21 protein-coding genes are annotated in these 22,826 nt (G+C 71.1%); 15 read left to right on the plus strand and 6 right to left on the minus strand.

Annotated elements, in window-relative coordinates; all coding sequences use genetic code 11:
* Nucleotides 1–22: 22 nt before the first annotated feature.
* The 6 genes from WMF14_RS08245 to WMF14_RS08270 all read left to right on the plus strand — a co-directional run bounded on the left by WMF14_RS08245 (nucleotide 23) and on the right by WMF14_RS08270 (nucleotide 5,103).
* A complete protein-coding gene (locus tag WMF14_RS08245) occupies nucleotides 23–349 on the plus strand; it encodes an acyl carrier protein (protein ID WP_272101138.1) in 327 nt (108 codons plus the stop codon).
* The gene (locus tag WMF14_RS08250) at nucleotides 346–1,290 is read left to right on the plus strand and encodes an SAM-dependent methyltransferase (RefSeq protein WP_437799827.1); all 945 of its coding nucleotides are present in this window, start codon (nucleotides 346–348) and stop codon (nucleotides 1,288–1,290) included. Before WMF14_RS08245 ends, WMF14_RS08250 begins: the two co-directional genes overlap by 4 nt.
* Nucleotides 1,287–2,960: an AMP-binding protein gene (locus WMF14_RS08255; protein ID WP_437799829.1), complete on the plus strand. Its 1,674-nt coding sequence runs from the start codon at nucleotides 1,287–1,289 to the stop codon at nucleotides 2,958–2,960. Before WMF14_RS08250 ends, WMF14_RS08255 begins: the two co-directional genes overlap by 4 nt.
* A gap of 40 nt (nucleotides 2,961–3,000) precedes the next feature.
* Nucleotides 3,001–3,126 carry a hypothetical protein gene (locus WMF14_RS08260; RefSeq protein ID WP_437799831.1) on the plus strand — a complete coding sequence of 42 codons (126 nt, stop codon included), beginning with the start codon at nucleotides 3,001–3,003 and terminating at the stop codon, nucleotides 3,124–3,126.
* A 72-nt stretch (nucleotides 3,127–3,198) separates the two neighbouring features.
* On the plus strand, nucleotides 3,199–4,683 hold the full coding sequence (locus WMF14_RS08265) for an IS4 family transposase (RefSeq protein ID WP_437792250.1): 1,485 nt from the start codon (nucleotides 3,199–3,201) through the stop codon (nucleotides 4,681–4,683).
* Between the two features lie 234 nt (nucleotides 4,684–4,917).
* Nucleotides 4,918–5,103 carry a hypothetical protein gene (locus WMF14_RS08270; RefSeq protein ID WP_437799833.1) on the plus strand — a complete coding sequence of 62 codons (186 nt, stop codon included), beginning with the start codon at nucleotides 4,918–4,920 and terminating at the stop codon, nucleotides 5,101–5,103.
* Nucleotides 5,104–5,163: 60 nt separating this feature from the next.
* Here WMF14_RS08270 and WMF14_RS08275 read toward each other — a convergent pair whose 3' ends face one another.
* Complete coding sequence (locus WMF14_RS08275; protein ID WP_437799835.1) at nucleotides 5,164–6,066, minus strand: glycoside hydrolase family 5 protein; 903 nt, start codon at nucleotides 6,064–6,066, stop codon at nucleotides 5,164–5,166.
* Nucleotides 6,067–6,073: 7 nt separating this feature from the next.
* On the opposite strand from WMF14_RS08275, the gene WMF14_RS08280 reads away from it, so the two are divergent.
* The gene (locus WMF14_RS08280; RefSeq protein ID WP_437799837.1) at nucleotides 6,074–6,427 is read left to right on the plus strand and encodes a hypothetical protein; all 354 of its coding nucleotides are present in this window, start codon (nucleotides 6,074–6,076) and stop codon (nucleotides 6,425–6,427) included.
* A 543-nt stretch (nucleotides 6,428–6,970) separates the two neighbouring features.
* Here WMF14_RS08280 and WMF14_RS08285 read toward each other — a convergent pair.
* Nucleotides 6,971–8,461, minus strand: coding sequence for a carboxypeptidase-like regulatory domain-containing protein (locus WMF14_RS08285; protein WP_437799839.1), 1,491 nt, complete (start codon nucleotides 8,459–8,461; stop codon nucleotides 6,971–6,973).
* Nucleotides 8,462–8,487: 26 nt separating this feature from the next.
* On the opposite strand from WMF14_RS08285, the gene WMF14_RS08290 reads away from it, so the two are divergent.
* Nucleotides 8,488–10,224: an MATE family efflux transporter gene (locus tag WMF14_RS08290; RefSeq protein ID WP_437799841.1), complete on the plus strand. Its 1,737-nt coding sequence runs from the start codon at nucleotides 8,488–8,490 to the stop codon at nucleotides 10,222–10,224.
* 87 nt (nucleotides 10,225–10,311) lie between these two features.
* Here WMF14_RS08290 and WMF14_RS08295 read toward each other — a convergent pair whose 3' ends face one another.
* The 4 genes from WMF14_RS08295 to WMF14_RS08310 all read right to left on the minus strand — a co-directional run bounded on the left by WMF14_RS08295 (nucleotide 10,312) and on the right by WMF14_RS08310 (nucleotide 14,488).
* The gene (locus WMF14_RS08295) at nucleotides 10,312–10,950 is read right to left on the minus strand and encodes a hypothetical protein (protein ID WP_272101147.1); all 639 of its coding nucleotides are present in this window, start codon (nucleotides 10,948–10,950) and stop codon (nucleotides 10,312–10,314) included.
* A 131-nt stretch (nucleotides 10,951–11,081) separates the two neighbouring features.
* The gene (locus WMF14_RS08300; protein ID WP_437328224.1) at nucleotides 11,082–12,503 is read right to left on the minus strand and encodes a sigma 54-interacting transcriptional regulator; all 1,422 of its coding nucleotides are present in this window, start codon (nucleotides 12,501–12,503) and stop codon (nucleotides 11,082–11,084) included.
* Between the two features lie 90 nt (nucleotides 12,504–12,593).
* Entirely contained in the window at nucleotides 12,594–13,847 is a 1,254-nt protein-coding gene (locus WMF14_RS08305; protein WP_437799843.1) for a GAF domain-containing sensor histidine kinase, read from the minus strand.
* Nucleotides 13,848–14,050: 203 nt separating this feature from the next.
* On the minus strand, nucleotides 14,051–14,488 hold the full coding sequence (locus WMF14_RS08310; RefSeq protein WP_437799845.1) for a hypothetical protein: 438 nt from the start codon (nucleotides 14,486–14,488) through the stop codon (nucleotides 14,051–14,053).
* A 101-nt stretch (nucleotides 14,489–14,589) separates the two neighbouring features.
* On the opposite strand from WMF14_RS08310, the gene WMF14_RS08315 reads away from it, so the two are divergent.
* The 7 genes from WMF14_RS08315 to WMF14_RS08345 all read left to right on the plus strand — a co-directional run bounded on the left by WMF14_RS08315 (nucleotide 14,590) and on the right by WMF14_RS08345 (nucleotide 22,704).
* On the plus strand, nucleotides 14,590–16,080 hold the full coding sequence (locus WMF14_RS08315) for an MDR family MFS transporter (protein ID WP_437799847.1): 1,491 nt from the start codon (nucleotides 14,590–14,592) through the stop codon (nucleotides 16,078–16,080).
* A gap of 69 nt (nucleotides 16,081–16,149) precedes the next feature.
* A complete protein-coding gene (locus tag WMF14_RS08320; protein ID WP_437799849.1) occupies nucleotides 16,150–17,073 on the plus strand; it encodes a TolB family protein in 924 nt (307 codons plus the stop codon).
* Between the two features lie 150 nt (nucleotides 17,074–17,223).
* Entirely contained in the window at nucleotides 17,224–18,528 is a 1,305-nt protein-coding gene (locus tag WMF14_RS08325) for an arabinan endo-1,5-alpha-L-arabinosidase (protein ID WP_437799851.1), read from the plus strand.
* A gap of 87 nt (nucleotides 18,529–18,615) precedes the next feature.
* Nucleotides 18,616–19,242 (plus strand): RNA polymerase sigma factor, encoded by a 627-nt coding sequence (locus WMF14_RS08330; protein WP_437799853.1) that lies wholly within the window; start codon nucleotides 18,616–18,618, stop codon nucleotides 19,240–19,242.
* Complete coding sequence (locus tag WMF14_RS08335) at nucleotides 19,239–20,306, plus strand: tetratricopeptide repeat protein (protein ID WP_437799855.1); 1,068 nt, start codon at nucleotides 19,239–19,241, stop codon at nucleotides 20,304–20,306. The genes WMF14_RS08330 and WMF14_RS08335 overlap by 4 nt, the downstream gene beginning before the upstream one ends.
* Entirely contained in the window at nucleotides 20,303–21,451 is a 1,149-nt protein-coding gene (locus WMF14_RS08340) for a hypothetical protein (RefSeq protein WP_437799857.1), read from the plus strand. Before WMF14_RS08335 ends, WMF14_RS08340 begins: the two co-directional genes overlap by 4 nt.
* Before the next feature lie 257 nt (nucleotides 21,452–21,708).
* Nucleotides 21,709–22,704, plus strand: a complete 996-nt coding sequence (locus WMF14_RS08345) for a rhamnogalacturonan acetylesterase (protein WP_437799858.1) — start codon at nucleotides 21,709–21,711, stop codon at nucleotides 22,702–22,704.
* Nucleotides 22,705–22,826 lie beyond the last annotated feature (122 nt).

Genomic DNA, 22,826 nt, shown 5'->3' on the forward strand with positions numbered 1-22,826 from the left:
GAACCCTGGACTGGAGAGCGCGATGAACAAGAGTGAGGCGGCGCTTCGGAAGCAGCCGCAGGCGGCGGGCGGGGGAGATCCGGAGATCGCCAGAGAGGTCCGCACCATCATTGCAGAGCGATGTGGGATGAGCGTCGATGCCGTGACTCCCGACCTGTCGCTCGAGAGCGGCCTCGGCGTGGATTCACTGGCGCTCATCGAGGTCAACGTCGCGCTCGAGGAGCGATTCCAGATCGTGGCGCCCGATTTCGCGGCGCCCGATCAGGCGCAGATCAGCACGGTCGGTGACGTCATCGCCTTCGTCGAGGCGCAGATCGCGGCGCGGGGCGGCCGGGGAGGGGCGCCTTGATCGCCCCGCGCACGCGCGCCGAGCGCGAGGCCGCCGTCCGGACGCCCGAGGAGCAGCGGGAGCACGAGCGGCGCGAGGTCGCCGCGCATTACCAGAACGACCCGGAGATATTCTCCATGGTCCTCGACAGCCGGCTGGCCTACGCGACGGGCATCTTCCTCGATCCCGCCGAGAGCCTCGAGGCGGCGCAAGAGCGGAAGTACGACTGGGTCCGCCGCGAGCTCGACATCCACCCCGGAGAGCGCGTGCTCGACGTGGGGTGCGGCTGGGGCTCGAACCTCGTCTATCTCGCCGAGCGCACAGGCGGGAGCTTCCAGGGCGTCACGCTGAGCGACAAGCAGCGGCAGGAGGCGCTCCGCCGCGCCGATCGGGCGGGGGTCGCCTCGCGGGTCCGCATCGATCTCGCGCATATCGAGGACATCGACCTCGCGCCCGAGTCGCTCGACGCCGTGCTCTTCGTGGGCAGCATCGTGCACATGCACAACCGCGAGCGGATCCACCAGAAGATCGCCGCCGCGCTGCGCCCGGGCGGCAGGCTGCTCATCTCCGACTGCTATTTTCCGGCGCGCGCCCGCGGGGACCGGGAGAGCGCCGCGACGCAGTACATCTTCGTCGAGGCGCTTGGCTATTGCCGTCTGATCTCGCTGGCCGAGGAGCTCGGGCTGATCGAGCAGGCCGGCCTCGATGTCCGGCGCGTCGAGGATCTCACGAGCTCGTACGTGCACACGGTCGCCCGGTGGATCGACAACGTGCGCGCGAACCGCGCCCGGATCGACGCCCGCGCGCCCGGCTTCTCGCGGCTGCTCCAGACGTACATGACCGTGGGCCGGCTCTCCTTCGCGCGCCGCACCGCGCTCGAGTACATGATCGTGGCGACGAAGGGCGGCGGCCGCGAGCGCCTCGGCGTCGCGCCCTCGCCCGAGCCGAGGCAGGCGCCGTGAGCCGCGGGCTCGCTGCGCGGACGGTCGCGGGCCTGCTCAGGGCGCGCGCCGAGGCGACGCCGGATCGATTCGGGTTCTATCACAAGCAGCAGGGCGAGTTCGTCGGCTGGTCGTGGGCGGAGTACTGGCGCCGCGCGTGCGCGGCGGCGTCGGGCCTGCTCGCGGCGGGGGTGCGCCCCGGCGATCGCGTGCTCCTGCTTGTAACGGACGTGGAGGTGGCGGTGCCGTGCCTCTTCGGCGTCTGGGTGCTCGGCGCGGTGCCGATCCAGGTCGGGGTGCCCTACCGGCTCACGGACGTGCCGGCGTTCCTCGGCGAGCTCCGGCGGACGGCCGCCCGCGTCGGCGCGCGCGCGCTCGTTGTCTCGTCCGCGCTGCTCGGCTTCGCGCAGGGCGAGGAGGGGACGGACGGCCTCCTCCAGCTCGCCGCCGAGCCGCTGCTCGACGCGCCGCTCGCGGGCTCGCTGCCCGATCCGGAGCGCGCGCCAGGGCCCGCGCTCATCCAGCTCACGAGCGGCAGCACCGGGCACCCGCGCGGCGTGGTGATCCCGCACGAGCGGCTGATGCTGCACCTCGACGCGATGAGCCAGCGGCTCCCGGTGCGCGGCGAGGGCGCGGGGGGCGTCTCGTGGCTGCCGCTCCACCACGACATGGGCCTCGTCGGCGGGCTGCTCTTCCCGCTCTTCAACGACTTCCCCGTTCACATGCTCTCGCCGCTCGAGTTCCGGACGCGGCCGTTCTCGTGGCTCGCGGACATGTCGAGCATCCGGGGCGCCATCTCGCTCGGGCCGCCGAGCGCTTATGCGATCTGCATCGGCCTCGCCCGCCGCGCCGTCGAGGCGGGCCTCGATCTCGGCGCGTGGCGGTGCGCGATGATCGGCGCCGAGCCGATTTCCCCCGCCTTGCTCCGCCGCTTCGCCGAGGCGTTCGCGCCCTGCGGCTTCCGCATCGAGGCGTTCTTCCCCGTCTACGGGCTGGCCGAGGCGACGGTCGCCGTGACCTTCCCGGACCTCTACGCCGAGCCGCGCGCCCTTACGGTGGATCGCGGCCTGCTGGAGCGCGAGGGGCGCGTCGAGGAGGCGGCGCCTGGCCCCCTCTCGCTGGAGCTCACCGGCGTCGGCAGGCCGATCCCGCACACGGAGATCCGGATCGTGGACGCCCAGCGCAGCCCGGTTCCGGAGCGCACGGTGGGGGAGATCGAGGTGCGCTCGGAGACGGTGATGGAGGGCTATTTCAACGAGCCCGAGGCGACGGCCGAGGCGCTCGTGGGCGGGTGGCTGCGGACGGGCGATCTCGGGTTCATCGATCGAGGGACGCTGTTCGTCACCGGCCGGAAGAAGGAGGTGATCATCAAGGGCGGTCACACGATGATCCCCGCCGTGATCGAGGAGATCGCCTCCCGGGTCGACGGGATCCGGGCCGGGTGTGTGGTCGCGGTCGGGCTGTTCGTCGAGGAGCGCCAGACCGAGTCGGTCTATGTCGTGGCCGAGACGCGCGCCGGGGCGTCCGAGCACGCCGGCCTCGCGGAGCGCGTGCGGGAGGCGCTGCGGGCGAACGGCGTTACGGTCGACCAGGTCGTTTTGGTTCAGCCGGGCGAGCTGCCCAAGACGACGAGCGGCAAGCTGCGACGGCGGGAGGTCGCTGAGCGGCTGCGGGCGGGGGGGCTTCGCTGAAGAGCGCGCCGTCCCCGCTACCCCACCACCCGTCACCAACGTGAACGTTTACGTTCACGTTTACGTGAACGTGAACGTGAACGTGAACGTTTACGTGGTCGTGGTCGTGGTCGTGGTCGTGGTCGTTCACGACCTATCGTTGACGACCACGACCACGACCACGTAAACGACCACGACCACGACTGAGGATCCCGCACATTTTTGATCCGTTTCGGACGCGCCAAGCGTCTGAAATATCATGGGAAATCCCGATGTACCGGAAGCGATGCCGTCGATCGTGCGCGAGTTCGAGACGGTGCAGCTGGGCGACGCGCGCCTGCATCAGCGGGTCCGGGCTGTGGTGGCGCGGCTGAGCGTGGCGCCGGGCGAGAGTTTCCCGGACTCGCTGAAGACAGAAGCCGAGCTGGAGGGCTTCTACCGGCTCCTTGGCAACAAGCGCGTGTCGTATGGTGCGCTGGTGCAAGCCCACAGCGAGCAGACCCTCGGGCGGATGGCCGGTCACGACACGGTTCGTGCGGTGCATGACACCACCGCGGTCGCCTTCGACGGCGACGGAGCACGCAAAGGGCTCGGTCCGCTCAACGGCAAGGACACCCAGGGCTTTTTGGCGCACGCGACGCTCGCCGTGGCCACCGACGCGATCAACCAGCCGCTTGGACTGCTGGGCCTTGCCTGCTGGGCCCGCAAAGCCTCCGCCCTCTCCAAGAGCCCACGCAAGAAAAACAGGACGGGCAGCGACTATGCGCGCGTGGCCGACAAGGAGTCGACGCGCTGGCTGCGGCAGGTGGAGGCGGCCGAGCAGGCCGTGGGCGACCGCACGTCGCTGCTGCACATCATGGACCGCGAGGCCGACGCCTACCCGCTTCTGTGCGCCATGGTCGAGCAGGGCCACCGCTTCGTCGTGCGCATGGCGCGGGATCGAAACGTGTCGGAACTGGCCGAGGACGAGGAAGAATCGCTCGACGACAGCGCACGGCTGCGGCTGAGCGAGGCGCTGGTCGAGCTGCCGATCCGGCTCAGTCGCGAGGTCGTGCTCACCCAACGCCGCGCCGGCCCTGTACCGGCGAGCAAACGCGCGCACCCCGAGCGCTCGGAGCGGATGGCCACGCTGGGCGTCGGCGCGCGGCGCGTGGCGCTGCGCCGTCCCTACTACCTGCCCGAGCTGGCCGAAGAGCTCGCGGTCAACGTCGTGGTTGTGCAGGAGATCGACCCGCCAGCGGGCGAAGAGCCGGTGGCGTGGGTGCTGGCCACCAACGAGCCCGTCGACACGCCCGACCAGATCGGAGCGATCGTCGACCATTATCGGGCACGGTGGCTCATCGAGGAGTTCTTCAAGGCGCTCAAGACCGGCTGCGCCCTCGAGACGCGCCAGCTCGAGAGCTTCCAGAGCCTGACGAACGCGCTGGCGCTGTTCGCCCCGATCGCGTGGCAGATGCTGCTGCTGCGCTCGCTGTCACGCCTTGAGCCCAACGCGCCTGCGGAACGAGCCCTGAACCCCACGCAGCTGAAGCTGCTGCACCAGCACCAGCCCAAGAAGTTGCCGGCTCAGGGGGCGACGGTAGTCGATGCGCTCTACGCCGTTGCCGGTCTTGGTGGACATCTGAAGCGCAACGGTCCCCCCGGCTGGCTGACGCTCGCGCGCGGAATGCAGACCTTGCTCATGCTGGAGACGGGCTGGAACGCCGCCCTTGCCAACGCAGCGAAAACTAAGGGGGAAATGTGATCAATCCTCAGACGACCACGACCACGACCACGACCACGTAAACGTTCGGATGTAGGAGGACGCGGCGCGAAGCTTGGTTAACGAGCTTCCGGGGGACCGTCCTTTAAAGGTGGTTTCCTTTCGTCTCAACCATGGACAGACGCGGCGCGGCACGGCCGATTTCGCGGGCGCTACAGGGCTGTGCGCGATAGATCCCGGAATCGCTCTCCGGAGCACAACCGAACGGGACCGTCCATGTTGAGCAGCCTGAGAGACCATAAGTCCATCTGTCCCGCCCCGCTCTCGCCCGAGGCGCGCGCGTGGGAGCTGGAGCAGCTACGGGCGCTCGGCCTCGAAGACGACGACTGGAGCCCGGACGATCAATGCCCCTTCTGTGCCGGGCGGCCCCTGTCCGTGGAGGGCAAACGAGCGCACGGGTGAGCGGCGCCCTCGGTCGGGGGGCGGGTCACCGGCGCGAGCGGCCGGCGACCCGCGCGCGGATCACTCTGCGATCTTCCCCTTCACCCACTTGCCCGACTCGGTGAGGTCGTTGTCGCTCCAGTTGCCCATCGGGTTCGCGTTGGGCCTGAGCGCGGAGCACGCCTCGGCCTTGTCGCCCAGCGACCAGTTGGCCCAGCTGATGTTGTGTGCGTCCAGGAAGTCGAGCCAGGTCTGCGACTCGCCGAGGTTGAGCTGGCCGTTGCCGTCGGCGGAGCAGGTCCCCCACTCGGTCACGAAGAGCGCCAGCTTCTTGTTGATGGCTTTCTGGGCCTTCTCGCGGAGCGACGCCTTGTGCGTGTTGGCGTAGAAGTGGAGGGTGTACGCCACGTTCTGATCGCTGAGCGGATTGTCCGCGGCGATGTCGACGTCCTGCGACCAGTTCGGCGAGCCGACGATGATCAGGTTGTTCGCGCCCTGGCCGCGGATCTCGGAGATCACCGCCTCGGCGTAGGACTTCACCGCGGGCCAGGTGTTGGTGTTGAGGGGCTCGTTGAAGACCTCGAAGATGACATTGGGCACGTTCTTGTAGGCCTGCGCCACCTCGCGGAAGTAGTTCCTCGACTGGTCCAGGTGCTGGTGCGCGTTGTGGTCGTGCCAGTCGAGGATGACGTAGATGCCCTTCGCGATCGCCGCGTCGGCGATGGTCTTCGCCTTGGCCTTCTGGGCGCCCGCGTCCTGGAGGTACCCGTCCTCGCCCTCGATGCCCATGGCAGCGCGGACGACGGTCGCGTCCCAGTTGTCCGCGATCGAGTTGACGACATTGCCGTTGTAGTAGTTGCTCCACTGGCTCCAGAACAGGCTCATGCCCTTGAGCTGGACCGGGGACCCGTGCTCGCCGACGATGTTGCCGTTCATGACCCGGAGCCGGCCATGACGCTCGACCGGCGTGCCGTCCGTGGGCACCCCCCCGGTGCTCGCGCTCGTCGTGGACGAGGCCGATGTCGTCGCCGAGGTCGTCGAGGCCGATGTCGTCGAGCTGGCGGAGGTCGTCGAGGCGCTCGACGTCGTCGAGCTGGCGGAGGTCGTCGAGGCGCTCGACGTCGTCGAGCTGGCGGAGGTCGCCCCGCCGCCGCCCGCGCCGCCTGCGCCGCCCGCGCCGCCCACGCCGTCGTCCGTCGCCGTGTCACCGCAGCCGATCAGCACGGTGGCTTGCAACGCAACCACCGCAAGGCCGAATGACCACCTCGACCTGCCAGGCACACCGCGAAGCAAAACACTTTTCATCATGTCCTCCAAGGAAAGTATCCGGATGGCGCGGCATTAAAAGGGCAGTTCCGCGCCCTGGCAAGCCCTCTGCGTGCCCCTGAATAAGAGACAAACTCCATGCTGTTTGTGTGATGGAATACAGTGTCAGTGCGTGCAGGGCCCAACTGCGGCCGGTGATCTCCGGCGGGAGCGTGAGGCGAAGCCTTCACGGGCGCCGACTCGAGTGAGCTGTGGTGTGCTGGCAGCGAAAATTTCGCAAAAAATATGCCAGTTGGCGGAGCTCGTGGAGCGGGCGCTGCTGCGCTGCGTCTCTGGCCTGTGTGGGGGGCTGTCCCGCGCGGGTCCACGCAGGCTACAGTGCTCCCCTTGGTGGTCGGGTGACCACCCTGGGCAGCCGCGTATCCATGCGCAGGGCGTCAATATCGCTCAGGAAATCGCGAGCGAGTGCCCCGGAATGTCGAGCCTCGAGCGCCGCGCCCGGCTCGACTCCGCGCCCGCCGCCGTGGTCCGGCTCGCCTGGCGTCCGGCGCCTCTTCGTCGACAGCCACCATGACCACCGCAGGGCCCGGAGAGGGATCTCGCCGCGCCGTCGAGGCGCTCGTCACCTCGGCACGGGCACCGGCGGCGGCTCGTCGTCCGGCGCGATGCAGGCCGACAGGTCGAACAGCATGAAGAGCAGCGCCTTCTCCTGGGCGGTCAGCTCATGCGTCGCCCCGCCGCGGTCCTGACAGCCGCTCGGGAACGGCGCCCCGGCGACGTCGCTCGCCGCCACGTGGATGTCCGTGTACACGAACCTTCCGCACTGCTCCGCTTCCGGCGCGCCGATGGGCGTGTTGAACGTGAAGTACTTGACCCCCGCGGGCGCGTCGAAATCCGCGTTGGCGTCGTTGTAGAGCCACCGCGTCGCGATCTCCTCGTTCACCGAGTCGACCCAGTGCTGCGGATCGTTGATCTCGATCTGCCCTGGCACGGTCGACGCTCCCACGTTGGCGAGCCAGTCCCGGAGCGCCAGGCCCTTCGGGAACGTGGTGTCGACAAGCACGGGGAGCCCGTCGTCGGGATCGCTCTCCTCGTCCCATGTCGCCGTCTCCGGGAACCGCTCCGGGCCGAGCCGGAGCCAGGTGTTGTGCCAGTGCGACGCGAACACGCGGCCTCCCGCCGAGGCGTAGTCGAACATCGCGCGCCGCGCGGCCTCCGGCTTGTCGTCCCCGAACTCGGAGCCTTCACACGACAGGATCACCATGTCGTATTGCCTCAGGTTGTCGAGCGAGCTCCAGAACCCTCGCGCCGGCGAGAAGGGCGCGCCGTCGTTCAGGCCGTCTCGGTACCTGCTCGTCGCGCTGTCGCCCTCGATGGCGCGCCCGACGAACAGGTTCACCCGCCCGTCGCCCGCCTCCGGCGTGAACTCCGACGCGTCGATTCCCATCTTGTACAGAAGGCACTCCAGCACGTCCGAGCCGCCGGTCGTCAAGGCGATCTTCGGGAGGTGGCCCTCGGCCTTGCTGCGCGGCAGGCGGACCGTCCTGTCCACGGTCGGGTTGTCGACGCACCCCTCGACCTTCGGCAGGGTGATCTGGCGCCGCCATTTGCCGAGCTGGACGACCAGCGGGACGTCCTCCCCGACCGGCACGTTCTCCAGCACGAAACGCCCGTTCGTGTCGGTCAGCGCGGTCGCGATCGGATCGCCGGAGAGCGTGACGTCGCACCGATCGCAGGTCGCGCCGTCGGTGATGGGCTCGAGCGCCCTGTTCGGGACGTACACCGTGACGTTGTACAGCGGGAGTTTGCCCCCGGGCTCGTACACGGTGCCGCTCACGGTGGTCTTGCCGCCGCCGGGACAGGCGATCTGCTGGCACTCGAGCCCCTCACACCCGCCGCCCCCGACCCCTGACCTGCCGCTCCCCGCCAGGAAGGGGATTCCCCCGGAGCCGCCGCCCCCCGCGCTCTGACCCCCTGCGCCCAGGTCGGCTCCGCCGCCGGACGTGGCGCCGATCGTCCCGCTGGCATCGCCGCAGGAGCATCCGCCAGCGACAGCCGGCGCCGTGGCCGCCGCGGCCAGGAGCCATCGGGCGCTGCCGTGCAATATCCCCATTTGATCCTCCAGGCGCAGAAGGACGAGTGTGCCCTGTTCCGCCCATTCCCAGAGTAATCGATACGCAAGGATGCGGGAAGGGACAAGCATGCAACGGTGCGAGCGAGAACACGCTCTTGCGTGTGTTGCCGGAGGCCCTCCTCTCCGTCTGCGCCGCTGAGGGCGGCGCGGGGCAGTCGGGTGTCATTCTCGCGGTCTCGCGCGGTCTCGCTAGGTTGCCGTGCGATCGCGCGGGCCGTGAGGAGATAGGCGACAGCGGCACCAACCTTCGTTCCGCGTACGACGCGTACGACCACGGCCGCGCTACGCGCGACGCCGCTCGCGTGGTCATGCTCCGTCGTGGCGAGATGCCCCTCGGCAGAGTAGGATGCGGCGCTTTGCAATCGGTCCTACCTGCCCCCGTTCTTCCTCGCCCGCGTTTGCTGGAGATCACCTGGCCCATCTTCAGCGAGAACCTGCTGCACATGCTCGTCGGCGTGTTCGGCGTATGGCTGGTCAGCCGCCTGTCGGACGAGGCCGCCGCCGCGTACGGGCTGTCCAACCAGATCATGTTGACCTTCATGATCACCTTTCGCTTCGTCAGCGTCGGCGCGAGCGTTGTGGTCACCCAGTATCTCGGCGCGCGGGACCGGGCCGGCGCGGAGCAGGTCGCGCGCGCGTCGCTCGCGGCCAACCTCTGGCTCGGCATCTTCAGCTTCGCCGTCATCGCCATCGGCGCGAGGCCGCTGCTCGAGCTGATGCGCCTGCCGCCGTCCCTGTTCCCGATCGCGGAGCCTTACCTGATCGCGGTCGGCGTGATGCTGGCGTTCGACGCGGTGAATTTCTCGATGGGCTCGGTGCTGCGCGCGCACACCTACACCCGCGACACGCTGCGCCTCATCGTCGTCATGTACATCGTGCAGCTCGCGCTCAGCCTGCCGCTCATGTTCGGTGTCGGCGGGGCTCCTGGGCTCGGCATGATGGGGCTCGCGCTCGCCGCGGTGGTCGGACGCGCGCTCTCGTTCTGGATGCACCGGCAGCTGTGGATCTCGCGCCTCGGAATCCGCCCGACCTTCGAGGATTTCTGGCGCATTCGCCCCGATCGCCTCCGCGAGATGCTGCACATCGGCCTGCCGGGGGCGGGCGAGAACGTGGTCTATCGCATCAGCTTCATGATCATCCTGGCGATGGTCGCCAACATGGGGCAAACGGCGCTCACCACGCATACGTACACGATGCAGATCGTGCACTTCCTGCTCCTGTTCGGCATGGCGATCGGCTTCGGGACCGAGATCGTGGTCGGGCACCGCATCGGCGCCGGCGATCTGCAGGGCGCCGATCGCCTGGTGCGCGGCGGCCTGGCGATCGGGTTCTGCGTGTGCGTGAGCCTGGTGATCGCCACAGCGCTCCTCGGCCCCCACCTGCTCGGCCTCTTCTCGCGCGATCCCGAGGTGATCGCCACAGGCTCCCGGCTGCTCTGGCTGACCCTCCTCGTCGAGCCGGGCCGCACGCTCAACCTGGTCGTCATCAACGGGCTCCGCGCCACCGGCGACGCCCGCTTCCCGGTCGGGTTCGGCGTCTTCTCGATGTTCGCCGTGGCCGTCGGGCTGTCCTGGCTGCTCGGGGTCCACCTCGGCTGGGGGCTCGCCGGCGTCTGGGTCGCCTACGCCGCCGACGAGTGGGTCCGCGGGCTGGTCATGGCCGCGCGCTGGCACTTCCACGGCTGGGTGCCCCACGCGCGGCGCACCTTCCGCCGGGTGCGGCTGAACAGCCGCCCTGCGTGAGCGCTCGCGCTTGCGCTTGCCGAACAACCGCCCGAGCGAGGGTGAAGCGCCGCCCCGCGGAGGGCAGGCGGGGAGGCCGGGCGCCGGTCATCCCGCGGGCGCGCCCACCTTCTCGGTGACGGCCATGCACAGCGCGGCCACGCCGCGCCTCGGGACGGTCACGAGCTTCTCGCGGAAGCTGGCGCGCTGATCGGTGTAGAGCTTCGACACCTTGTGCGAGAGGATCGTCGAGCTCCAGACCGCGACCACGTCGGCCCAGCGGAGATCGGCGTCGGCCTTCGCCGCATTGCGGTGGCCCTCTCCGTCCACGATGCGGATGTCGACCTCGCCCGCGAGCAGCTGCCGCAGGTCCTCGGACGTGCCTGGCCCGCCGCCGACCACGAGCAGCCTCCGCAGCCCGCGCGCGCGGAACGCCCCGATCATCGCGAGCGCCGCCCGCTTGTTCGCCGAGCTGCCGCACAGGTCGCAGACGGCGTCGGCGCCGACCTCGACCACGCGGAGCCCGGCCTTCGCCGGGAGCTTCACGCACTCGGCGCAGCGGCGCTCGATCGGCTCCTCCGCCGGCGCCGACGGCGGGGCGCGGCCGAGCGCCTGCTGAGCCTGCCCCGCGAGCTCCGCCGGGAGGAAGTCCGCGGGGTGGCGGAGCTCCGTCGTTGGCGCATGCTCCGCGAGCCAGAGGAGCAGATCGGTTTCTGAAATATTCAGAGATTTTGCGAGGTTGCGCACACGGACGGATCGCGCCATTGCGACGCGACTGTGACATGTGCAGCACCGCTGCGCCCTGTTCTATCGCAAGAGCGGCGGCCTCCGGTTGGCCCCGCTACAGCTGGCGCGGGTGGTGGCCGCCCGCGCGCGGTTCAGTCGAGGGCGGCGGCTCGGCGCAGCCCGTGGCGCTGGAGGAGGCGGTGGAGGTACATCCGGTCGAGCCCTGCCTTGCGGGCGGCGCGGCTCACGTTGCCGTTCGACCACTCGAGCAGGGCCGCGAGGTAGCGCCGCTCGAACTGGTCGATGATCGCGTCCTTCGCCTCCTTGAAGGGCATCTCGATGTTGGCGGCGGGCTCGCCGGGCGCGGCGCCCTGCGGCGCGGCGCCCGGGGGCGGCGCGGAGCTGCGCTCGGACGGCGCCGTCGCTCCCATGGCGGCGCCCTCGCCGAGCACGACGCGGCGCTCGACGTAGTTCCTCAGCTCTCGCACGTTGCCGGGCCAGTCGTAGCGCTTCATGTCCTCGATGACCTCGGGGGGGAAGAGGTGCACCTTGTCGATGGCGCCGAGCTCGTTCAGGAAGCAGTGGACGAGGAGGCCGATATCCTCCTTGCGCTCCCGGAGCGGCGGGACGCGCACGGTGAGCACCGAGAGGCGGTAATAGAGGTCTTCGCGGAACCGGCCGCTGTTCACCTCGCGCTCCAGGCGCCGGTTCGTGGCGGCGATCACCCGGATATCGACCTTGCGCACCCGGCTCTCGCCGAGCCTGCGCACCTCGCGCGAGGCGAGGGCGCGGAGGAGCTTCGGCTGCATCTCCAGCGGCAGCTCGCCGATCTCGTCGAGGAAGACGGTGCCGCCGTCGGCCTCCTCGAAGGCGCCGGCGCGGTCGCGCGTGGCGCCCGTGAAGGAGCCGCGCACGTGGCCGAACAGCTCGCTCTCGATGAGGCTCGGCGAGATGGCGCCGCAGTCGACGATGACGAGCGGCTTGTCGGCGCGGGCGCCGCGCTGGACGAGCTCGGTGGCGATGACCTCCTTGCCCGTGCCGTTCTCGCCCTCGATCAGCACGTCGGGCGCGCTCTTCGCCACGCGATCGAGGACGGGGAAGAGGCGCCGCATGGGGACCGACACGCCCTGGAGCGCCCCGAAGCTGACCGCGCGCGCGAGCTCGGTCTCGGCGACGGCGTCGGCATCGCGGATGCGCACGACCGACTCGCCGAGCTCGATGCGGCACTCCGGCAGGATGGCGTCGGCGTCCCGCACGCGGACGCCGGCGATGGTCGTCCCGTTGAGCGAGCCGACGTCCGTCAGCCGGAACGTGGACTTCACGCGCTCGAGGATGCAGTGGAAGCGGGAGACGGCGCGGTCGGCGAGCACGAGGTCGTTGCTCTGGTGGGAGCCGATGCGGATGAAATCGCCGTCGAGCACCATGACCCGGCTCGCGGGCTTGCCCCCCTCGCGCTCGACGCACAGCTCGATCCGGGGCACCGCCAGCACCTCGCCCTTCGTCATGCGGGGCTCCGTGGAGGCCGCGAGGCTCGGCGGGCCGGGGTCGTCGGGCGTGGCGGGGGGGCGCGGCATGCGCGCCATCTTACGCGTGAGCCTGGGGTCGTCCAGAGGAGCGCCGCGCTTGCAGGCGCGGAGGGCGTTTGCGCCGCTGCCGCAGCGCGATCACGGCTCGTCCCGACGAACGGGCGGTCCGCTCGCGGGCAAGCTCAGTCGGAACGTCGCGCCGTTTCCAGGAGGGGAGCTCACGGCCAGCGTGCCCCCGTGGGCGGCGGCGATCCTGCTCGCCAGGTACAGCCCGAGGCCGATCCCCGACGCATGGCCGTTCGTGACGAAGCGGTCGAAGATGCGGGGAAGGATCTCCGGCGGCACGCCGGATCCGCGGTCGACGATGTCGACGTGGGCATACTCCATCCCCTTTATCAGCTCGCTTGTGAGCTTGATGAGGACCCACGTCCCCGGGGGCGAGTGCTTGATCGCGTTGCTGACGAGGTTCTCCAGGGCCTGGCGGAGGCGATCCCTGTCCGCCGCGACGACGAGCTCCGGCGGTCCCTCGACGCGGATCTCGACGCTGGGTGTACCGAGCGCAGCGGCGATCTCCCGCGCCAGCGAGGGGAGGTTCATGGGCGCAGGGGCGATCTCGAAGAGCCCCTGCTCGATGCGCCCCACGTCCAGCAGATCCGAGATGAGCTGGCCGAGCCGGGCGACCGAGCTGGTCGCCCGGTCGGCGTCGCGCACGTCGTCGACCCGGCCGTCGAGCTCCGCGCGATGGTGGAGCATACCAAGGCGGCCCATGAGCGGGCTCAGGTAGTTCCGCAGATCGTGCGCCAGCACGGTGATGAGCTCCTCCGCGGCCTGGCGCCGGCCTTGCGCGAGCGCGGCGGAGGTGACCTGCTCGACGAGCTCCGCCCGGTGCGTCAGGGCGCCGATCCAGTGCGTGGCCGCGCCGAGGAAGCGGAGATCCTCGTCGGAGAAGAACTCCGGCGCGGCGGAGTGAGCAGAGACGACCCCGCGCCGCTCGCCCTCGACGACGAGCCGGACCGCGATGTGCGACCGGACGCCGAGCTCGTGGACAAGGCCGGGCAGCTCGCTGGGCTCCTGCTCCGAATGCCCGGTGATGTAAGGATCGCCGGTCGTGAAGACGCGGGCAATCGAGCCGCCGTTGGCGACCGGGTGGATGTCGAGCCCGAGCGATCGCTGGAGCCGGCCCATGGGCGTCTTGCTCGTCCCCAGGGCACGCAGCGTGTTCCTGCTGGGGTCGAAGAGGAAGATGTCGATCTTGTCGGCGCCGAGAGCGCTGGCGAGGAGGTCGCTCGCCTGGTTGAGCGACTGCCTCAGGTTGGCCGCCGGCAGCTCGAGCAAGCGCTCTAGTGTCGATATCAGCCTGCCTTCCTTGGAGGAGGCTTCTTTTCCGGACATGCGGCTTTCTCTCTCGGTGAACAGCTCGACGCCGTGCGTTTGGCGACGGAAGCGCGAGCGGCGATGGATGGTGGATTGGGTCGTTATGACGACGCTGTCGCCCGATCGGTAGATGTGCGCGGCGCTGGCCGCCGCTCAGGCGCGGGTGCGGGCGAGCGACCGGCGACACGGAGGAGCTCGGGCCGACGCGCGCGCGTTGTCGGTCAGTTCTTGCAGCAGAGCGTGCCGGCCGTGGTGTTTCCCGCGCAACCGCCGAAGTAGCGTTTCTGGGTGCTGTCGACGTGGCCGCAGTTGACCCAGTTGCATTGGTTCCCCTCGGGGTCGACGCCATCGGGGGAGCACTCGCGCATGGGGGTGCTCTCGCCGCAGCTGATGCCGGTCGGCGCCGCGGAGCGGCTCCCCGAGCCCACGCCGGTGTACTTGAGGTTGTCGTCGGTCCAGTCGTGATGCTTCGGCGCCTCGGCGTTCGTGGAGCCGTAGCCGTTCTTCTCGACGAACTCGTCGGCGCTGCACACGTGATAGCCGGTCTTGCAAAGGTCCGCGTGGTCAGGGGAAGTCACGCTGCCGGCGCAGCCGAACATCTCGTCGTCCCAGAAGCGCTGCACCCCCGTGACGAGGTCCGGGTCGCAACGCCGCCGCACCACCTCGTGGGGGGGGCTCCGGCGGCGAGCGGCGCGCGCGGCGCAAGCGCTCCGTCCCGCTTGCCGCGCCGGCTCATCCACACCACATCCCCACGACCCGCATGGCCTCAGAACGCACGACCCACCGCGCCCTCACCGTCGCCGGGCTGATCCTGGCCCTCGCCATGGCCGCCCTCGAATCGACCGTCGTCGCCACCGCGATGCCCACCGTGATCGGCGATCTCGGCGGGATTCACCAGTACGCCTGGGTCACCACCGCCTACCTGCTCACCTCGTCGGTGCTGGTGCCCATCTGCGGCAAGCTGTCGGACATCTACGGCCGCAAGCCGATCATGCTCTTCGGCATCGCCGTCTTCCTGCTCGGCTCGATCGCGAGCGGCGCGGCGCGATCGATGCCGCAGCTCATCGCCTTCCGCGCCCTCCAGGGGGCCGGCGCCGGGGCGATGCAGCCGATGGCGATGACCATCTCGGGCGACATCTTCGATCTCAAGGAGCGCGCGCGGATCCAGGGCGTCTTCGGGGCCGCCTGGGGGCTGTTCGGCATCATCGGCCCGATGGTGGGCGGGCTCATCGTGCACTACTTCTCGTGGCGCTGGGTCTTCTACGTCAACATCCCGTTCGGCGCCGCGTCCGTCGCGCTCGTGGCGACCTCGTTCCACGAGCGCATCGACAGGCGGCCTCACGAGCTCGATTTCCTCGGCGCGGCGCTCCTGACCGCCGGCGTGGTCGCGCTGCTGCTCGCCACCGGGAGGCTGGGCGGGGAGACGACGCTGCTCGCGGCGGTCGCGTCGGCGGCGCTGTTCGCCGTGTTCTTCGCGGTCGAGCGCCGGGCCCCCGAGCCGATGATCCCGCTGCCGCTCTTCCGGCGCCCGGTGATGTTCATCTCCAACGTGGCCGGCGCGATCCTCGGCGGCGCGATGATGGGCACGATCACGTTCGTGCCGCTCTTCGTGCAGGGCGTGCTCCGCGGCAGCCCCACCGACGCCGGCAGCGCCATCGCGCCGATGCTCATCGGCTGGCCGATCGCGAGCGCGATCGGCGGGCGGCTCATCCCCCGGGTCGGGTTCCGCCCGCTCATCTGGATCGGCCTCGGCGTCACGGCGGCGGCGGGGCTCGCGCTCGCGCTCGGCGGGACGCACGACACGCCGCTGATGCTCCGCGCGACGACGCTGGTCTTCGGCGTGGGCATGGGGCTGTCCAACGTCGCGCTGCTCATCGCGGTGCAGAGCAGCGTGGCGTGGGAGCAGCGCGGGATCGCCACCGCGAGCACGATGTTCTCCCGGCTGCTCGGCGGCGTCGTGGCGGTGGGCATCATGGGCGGCGTCCTGACGGCCCAGCTCGCGAAGGACCCGTCGATCCCGGCGGACGCGGCGAGCCGGCTCCTGACGGCGGAGGGGGCGCGCGGCCTCGATCCGTCGATCGTCCAGCACCTCGGGGAGGCGCTCACGTCCGGCCTCGCGACGGTGTTCTGGATCATCGCGGCCATGGGCATCACCGGCTTCATCGCGGCGCTGTGGTTCCCCCGCGTGCCGATCGAGGCCGCCGGGGGAGACGCGGCCGTCGGGCCGCCCAGCGAGGCCGGCATCGGGTGAGGCGACCCGCCCGCGCCGGCAGGGACGGGGCTCGATCCAGCGCACTTGGGCGCGTATGAACGGGGGTGGATGAGGTGCCGATCCCGGGGGATCACGGTGGCGTGCGGGCTCTGGCTCGCGCTCGGCGGGGCCGGGTGCGAGGACCAGCGCTTCGTCATCGGCGTGCTCGCGCCCGGGCAGGGCGGGGGAGGGGGGGCGGCGGGCGCGCCGGAGCGGCCGAGGTTCGACGCGCCGGCGGCGGTGACGGAGCTGAACAGCGATTCCAGGGAAGAGGACCCCACGCTGACAGGCGATCTCCTCGAGATCTACTTCATGTCGGATCGCGCCGGCAGCCGCGATATCTGGGCGTCGCGGCGGGCGGCGCCGGGCTCGGCGTGGGAGGCGCCGCGCGCCGTGGAGGCGCTCAACGGCGCCGGTAGCGTCGAGGACACTCCCTGCGTCTCCGAGGACGGGCTGAGGATCTGGTTCTTCAGCGAGCGCGCCCCCAAGGGCATCTGGCGCGCCGAGCGCGCCAGCCGGGACGACCCGTGGGGCGCGCCGGCCCACGTGGACTCGCTCGTCGCCGACGACGGCGAGGTGATGTCGCCCCACGTCGATCCCTCCGAGCTCCGCGTCGTGGTCGGCGTCGAGCCTCCGGCCGCCGAGACGTACATCGCCATCGCGTCGCGCGAACGCCCGGAGGACCCCTGGGGCGCGCTCGCCCCGCTCCCCGGGCTGGACGGCGCGGGCGACGAGCACGCTCCGTTCCTGTTCGACGAGGGCCGCCAGATCCTGTTCCGATCGAGCCGCGAGGGCGGAGGAGACCTGTTCTGGGCGCGACGGCCGTCGACCGACGCGGCCTTCGAAGAGGCGGAGTCGCTCGGTGAGCCGCTCAACCTTCCCGCGGAGCGCGACACCGATCCACACCTCTCGCCCGACGGGGCCGTCCTGTTCTTCGCGTCGACGCGGAGCGGGGTGGCTGACATCTACGAAGCTCAACGCGTCGCACGATGATTCGAGGCAACGCCGTCTCGGTGTAAAATTTCTTCGAAGACGGTTTTTGGCGCTCCACGAGAAGCTCGAGCAACCCGTGATTGATCGTGGGCGCTCCGGCCCACGTGGGAGAGCGGGACGACTCGGTGCGGAGGACATCGAGCCGACCCCATGGCCAGCACCTCGACGGACGATCCGCCCATGGAGCCTCAGGAGTTCAAGATGCGTCTCACGCTTTGCAGGTCACGGCGACGACGGGTGTGCGCGCTCGCGTGGAGCCTCCTGATCGGCGTCGTCGCGACGCTCGCGGGCTGCAGCACGGAGACCTCGGTGCAGGGCTCCGGTTCAGGCGGCCAGGACAGCGGCGCCAGCGGCGCCGGCGCCACGACCACCGCTTCCGCCACCACGGCGAGCAGCGGCGCGGGAGGCCATCCGAGCGCGACGGCCGGGATGGGTGGCGCCGAGGGCGCTGGCGGGAGCGGCGGCGCTGGCGGGAGCGGCGGCGCTGGCGGGAGCGGCGGCGCGGGAGGGGCCGCGGACAGGTGCGCCGATGCCCTCTACGACCCGGCGAGCCCGCCCGAGGCGCTGCCCCTGTCCGGGAACCTGGGGACCCACGACCCGGCCATCATCCAGGCCGGCGACCGCTACTACCTGTTCCATACGGGGGACAGGCTCCCGATGAAGAGCTCGTCGAACCTCACCGCGTGGCAGGCCGCCGGTCGGGTGTTCGACAAGAAGCCCGCCTGGCTCGAAGAGAAGGTCCCGGGCGTGAGCGACCTGTGGGCGCCCGATATCTCACGCTTCGGGGACACCTACCATCTCTACTACTCCGCCTCCACGTTCGGCAGCAACCGCTCGTGCATCGGGCACGCGACGAAGGCCTCGCTCGACTCGGCAGGTCCCTGGACGGACCGCGGCGCCGCCATCTGCTCCAACGACGGCGCGGCGCGGGACGACTGGAACGCGATCGATCCCAACGTCGCGATGGACGAGGAGGGGACGCCGTGGCTCGTGTTCGGGAGCTTCTGGAGCGGTATCAAGATGGTGAAGCTCGCCCCGTCGGGGGAGCGGGCCGACGAGGAGCTCCACGCCCTCGCCTCCCGCCCCGACGCCCGCGGGGCGCTCGAGGCGCCCTTCATCGTCCGGCGCTGCGGCTTCTATTACCTGTTCGCCTCGTTCGACGCCTGCTGCCGTGGGGCGGACAGCACGTACAAGATCGCCGTCGGTCGTTCGACGAGCATCACCGGCCCGTACGTCGACAAGAAGGGGACACCGATGATGTCCGGCGGCGGCAGCATCGTCGTGGAAGGAGGCTCCCGCTGGCGAGGGCCCGGGCACAACGCCGTGCTGTTCTCCGGCGATCGCTCCTACAACGTCTATCACGCCTACGACGCGCAATCGAACGGCGCCCCCACGCTGCGGATCTCCGAGCTGGCGTGGGACACCGACGGCTGGCCGCGGTCCGGAGGGCCCTAGTCGCGCCTCCGCCGCTGGGCTCCGCGCTGCGCGCCCTGATGATCGGGACTCATGGCATCAACCCTCGTCGCCAGAATGCGAAACCCCGTGACTGACCTCCACGCGCCGCCGGAGGGAGCGCCTCCGCGGGCGGACGAGCTGCTCGGGCTCGCGCGCGCCGCGGCGGCGCGCGATCCGGCGGCGATCCGCACGCTCATCACCGAGCTCGGCGGCGCCATGCTGCGCAGCGTGCGGAAGGTGCTCGGCCCTCATCACCCCGACGTCGAGGACGTGACCCAGGAAGCCGTGCTCGCGCTGCTCCAGGCGCTGCCGTCCTTTCGCGCGGAGTGCACCGTGCTCCACTTCGCCAACCGGATCGCCGTGATGACCGCGCTCGGCGCGCGCCGGCGCCTCAGCGTGCGCGCGCGCTTCGACGAGCCGGACGCGCCGATCGACGTGGCGCCGGACGAGAGCGGCGCGTCGCCGTTTGCCGAGGCGGTCTCGAGCCGGCGGCGTAAGATGGTGCTCGAGGTGCTCGACAGGATGCCCGAGGCGACCGCGGAGGCGCTGGCCCTCCATTTCGTGCTCGGCTACACGGTCGACGAGATCGCGGCGCTCGCCCGCGTCTCTCCGAACACGGTCTGGAGCCGGCTCCGCCTCGGCAAGGAGGCGCTGCGGCGCGCGCTCGCCAACAACGCGAAGCTGGCCGAGCTCTTCCGGGGGAGGGAGCCATGACCGCCGACTGTCGGAGCGAGCTCCTCACGCGGGTGCGCCGCGGCGTCGCGACCGAGCCGGACCGGCTCGCCCTCGACGCCCACCTCGGCACCTGCGCGTCGTGCCGGATCAGCTGGGTGCTCGCGCTGGACTTCGACGCCGCGGGCGCTGCGGAGCCCGGGGACGCAGAGCTCCTCGCGCGCATCGCGAACGCCGCGATCGGCGGGGCCGTGATCGACCTGCCGTGCGAGGGAGCGCCGGCGCGGCGGCGGCGCGGAGGAGCGCCCGTGCGGCTCGCGAGCGCGCCCGTGCGGCCCGACAACGACGTCCGGCGCGGAGACGACGACGCTCGGCCGGGGACCGTCCTCGCGGGGCGGCGCTGGGCCGGAAGGACCCGGAGCGCCTGGCTCTACGCCGCGGCGGCCGTCCTCGTCGCCGGGGTGTCGCTCGCGACCTCGGCGCTCGTCCAGCCGCGCCCGGCGGCGCAGGTAGGGGCGTCCGCTCGCCTGCTCGAGCCCTCGCTGCGCGCGGCGGTGGCCCGTCCGCGCGCGGCCGCACCCTCCGCGGCCGCTCCGTCCGAGGGCGAGGCCGCGCCGGCGCCCACCGGAGCGGCGCCGCCGGAGCTCGCGCCGGCCGCTCCGAAGCCGCGCGAGGCCGCCCGCGGGTCGAGCGCGGCGGCGTCCTCTCCGAGCGCTTCTCCGACCGCCTCGACGGCGGAGCAGCTCTTCCGGGAGGCCAACGACGCGCGGCGCGCCGGCCGCTCCCGGCGCGCCATCGAGCTCTACCGCGCGCTCCAGAAGGGGTTCGCGTCGTCGCCCGAGGCCACGCTCTCCCTCGTATCGCTGGGCGGCCTGCTCCTGAGCAGCGGCTCTGCTGCCGCGGCGCTCGCGCAGTTCGATCGGTACCTCGGCGTCGCCGGCCCGCGCCCGCTCGCGGTCGAGGCGCTCTACGGCCGCGGGCGCGCCCTGCGGGCGCTCGGGCGCACCGGCGACGAGGCGCAGACCTGGCGGCGCCTGCTCCGGGAGCACCCGGGCTCGCCGTACGTCGAGCACGCCCGCCGCCGCCTCGCCGAGCTCGGAGGGTGATCACGGGGCGAGCGCCGATCTGGCTCGGGTTCACCGCGGCGATCGCGCTCTCCGCGGCGCGCGCCCTGGCCATGGAGGAGGGGCCTCCGCCGGCGTCCGCGTCGCCCGGCGCGCCGCTGGTGGAGATCGTGCTGACGGGCCCCGCGCCGAACCTGGGCGTGATCCGGGCGGCGCTCGAATCTCAGGCGCTCTCCGCGTTCACGCTCCGGTTCCGGGTCGCGCCGACGTTCGACGCGGCGGCGCTCTTCGCGGCGCGGGCCTCCTCCGGCGTGGCGCTCTCCTGCTGGATCGACGTGAGCGACCCGCGCCGCGCCGCGCTCTACTTCACCGACCCCGTGGCCGATCGCTTCCTCGTGCGCTCGATCGAGCTCTCGGGCCGCTTCGACGAGCTCGATCGCGAGTCCGTGGCCCAGGTCGTGGAGCTCTCGCTGCGGTCGCTGCGCGGGGGCGCGCGCGCGTCGCTCGATCGGGACCAGGCGCGCGCGCTCGTGCTCCGCCAGGCGGCGCCGGCGGGCCAGGCGGCGCCATCGGTCGGCGCGCTGGACCCTGCGGCGCCATCGGGCGGCGCGCCGGACCACGCGGCGCCGGCGCTGCGCGGCGCGCTGGAGCTCGGGGCCTTCTACGGCGTCACGGTGCACTCGGCGGAGATCGGCTGGACGCACGGCCCCGGTGTTCGCGTCGCGCTCGGCGGGAGCTCGGGGCAGCAGCGGCTCGCCCTCGACGCGCGCTTCCAGTACCAGTTCGAGCGCCGCTACGAGGAGCCGCGCATCGGCCTCGATCTCCGCACGATAGCGCTCCGCGCGGACGCCTCCTGGCTCTACGCCCTCACGCCCGGCGCGGCGCCGCTCGAGCTCGGCGCGCGGCTCGGCGCGGGCCTCGATCATGTCGAGGCGGCGCCGCGGCCAGGCAGCGCCGGCGCGCCGTCGTTCGTCCCCGCCCGGGCGAGCGCCTCGAACGCGCTCGTGCTCGTGGCCGGCGCCGTCGCCAAGCTGCCGCTGAGCCGCGATGTCCGGCTGTTCACCGAGCTCTTCGTCGAGCTCGATCCCGCGCGCGTCCGCTACGATCTCGCGCTCGAGCAGGGCACCGAGACCGTCCTTGCGCGGTACCGTTTCCGGCCTGGCGCGCTGCTCGGCGTCGAGCTCTGACCGGCGTCGCGCCGGACTGCGTCGAGCCGTCGAATGGTCATTCTCGTGAAAATTTGCGCTTTGGCGCGACGGTCCAGGCCCCCGCGAGAAAATCGAACGACGCGTGATTGATCGCAGCCGCCTCGGCGCACGTGGGGAGGATCGAGCGGTGCTCGGTGGTCGCTTCGCGCTCTCTCCACCCACGTTGGCCACGTACGTCCTTCCGGGCACGCAATGACGCGTGCTCGCCGTGCACTGTCTTCCTCCAGGAGCTCGTCATGCGAATTCGGCCCATCTTCATGACCGTCGTGCTTCATTCTTTCGCCGCCGCCATCGGCCTCGCGTCGGGCGGTTGCAGCTCGGGAGGCCCCGACGAACACCCCGCCGCGCAGACCACGGGCAGCGGCGGTGGCGGCGCCAGCACCAGCGCAAGCACGAGCGCCAGCAGCGGTGTGGGCGGAGCGAGCAGCGCTTCCGGCACCAGCGCCGCGGGGGTGGGCGGCGCGGGAGAGGGGGGCGCCGGCGGCGCGGCCGGCGGGGCGACGAGCGCTTCAGGCGGCTCGGAAGGCGGCGGCGGGAGCGCCGAGCTGCCCGACGTCACTGTGTACATCGCCGGCGACTCGACCGTTCAGACCTACGTGAACAGCGCCCTTCACCAGGCGGGCTGGGGCCAGATGCTGGGAGAGTTCTTCGACGAGCGGGTGCGCGTCGACAACCGGGCCATCGGCGGCCGCACGGCGCGCCGGTACATCGAGGAGGGCCGCCTCGACGACGTCCTCGAGGACATCCAGCGCGGAGACTACTTCCTTGTGCAGTTCGGCACGAACGACAGCAACAAGACCGCGACGTACGAGCGCGACGGCGAGACCATTCCCTATTACCTGGATCCCGCGACGGACTTCAAATCGTACCTCGAGCAGTACATCACGGGCGCGCAGGCGCGCGCCGCGACGCCGGTGCTGGTCACCCCGCCCCCGCGGCGATCGTGCTCCGGGGACAGCCACGAATTCGGCAACGGCCTGAGCGCCTATGCGAAGGCGATGCGGGAGCTCGGAGACGAGCTGGACGTGGCCGTCATCGATCTCAACGCGAAGACGCTCGCCCACTTGAACTCGATCGGGTGTGTGGCGGCGGGCGAGGACTTCTTCCTCGTCCGGGCGGACGGCTCGGTCGACGGCACCCATTTCAACGAGACCGGCGCCCGGGTCATGGCGGGCCTGGTGGCCGACGGCACCGAGGACGCCGGCCTGACGCTCGCGCAGTACCGGAAGTAACAGGACCGACGCGCCTGTCGAGCGCGCCGCGTCGACCTGGAGCATCCCCTCGAATTTTCGGAAAAATTCACAGGGAGGCGGGAGACGGGGAGTAAATTCCCACCAATCTCCCCGTCTCCCTG

It is taken from the genome of Sorangium sp. So ce693 (assembly GCF_051521375.1).
Lineage (GTDB): Bacteria > Myxococcota_A > Polyangia > Polyangiales > Polyangiaceae > Sorangium > Sorangium atrum.

Coding starts and splice junctions, on each gene's coding strand:
- WMF14_RS08315 (WP_437799847.1), top strand. CDS start 14,590: ATGGCCTCAGAACGCACGACCCACCGCGCCCTCACCGTCGCCGGGCTG.
- WMF14_RS08300 (WP_437328224.1), bottom strand. CDS start 12,503: ATGCCGCGCCCCCCCGCCACGCCCGACGACCCCGGCCCGCCGAGCCTC.
- WMF14_RS08265 (WP_437792250.1), top strand. CDS start 3,199: ATGGGAAATCCCGATGTACCGGAAGCGATGCCGTCGATCGTGCGCGAG.
- WMF14_RS08325 (WP_437799851.1), top strand. CDS start 17,224: ATGGCCAGCACCTCGACGGACGATCCGCCCATGGAGCCTCAGGAGTTC.
- WMF14_RS08285 (WP_437799839.1), bottom strand. CDS start 8,461: ATGGGGATATTGCACGGCAGCGCCCGATGGCTCCTGGCCGCGGCGGCC.
- WMF14_RS08245 (WP_272101138.1), top strand. CDS start 23: ATGAACAAGAGTGAGGCGGCGCTTCGGAAGCAGCCGCAGGCGGCGGGC.
- WMF14_RS08335 (WP_437799855.1), top strand. CDS start 19,239: ATGACCGCCGACTGTCGGAGCGAGCTCCTCACGCGGGTGCGCCGCGGC.
- WMF14_RS08270 (WP_437799833.1), top strand. CDS start 4,918: ATGTTGAGCAGCCTGAGAGACCATAAGTCCATCTGTCCCGCCCCGCTC.
- WMF14_RS08305 (WP_437799843.1), bottom strand. CDS start 13,847: ATGTCCGGAAAAGAAGCCTCCTCCAAGGAAGGCAGGCTGATATCGACA.
- WMF14_RS08345 (WP_437799858.1), top strand. CDS start 21,709: ATGCGAATTCGGCCCATCTTCATGACCGTCGTGCTTCATTCTTTCGCC.
- WMF14_RS08320 (WP_437799849.1), top strand. CDS start 16,150: ATGAGGTGCCGATCCCGGGGGATCACGGTGGCGTGCGGGCTCTGGCTC.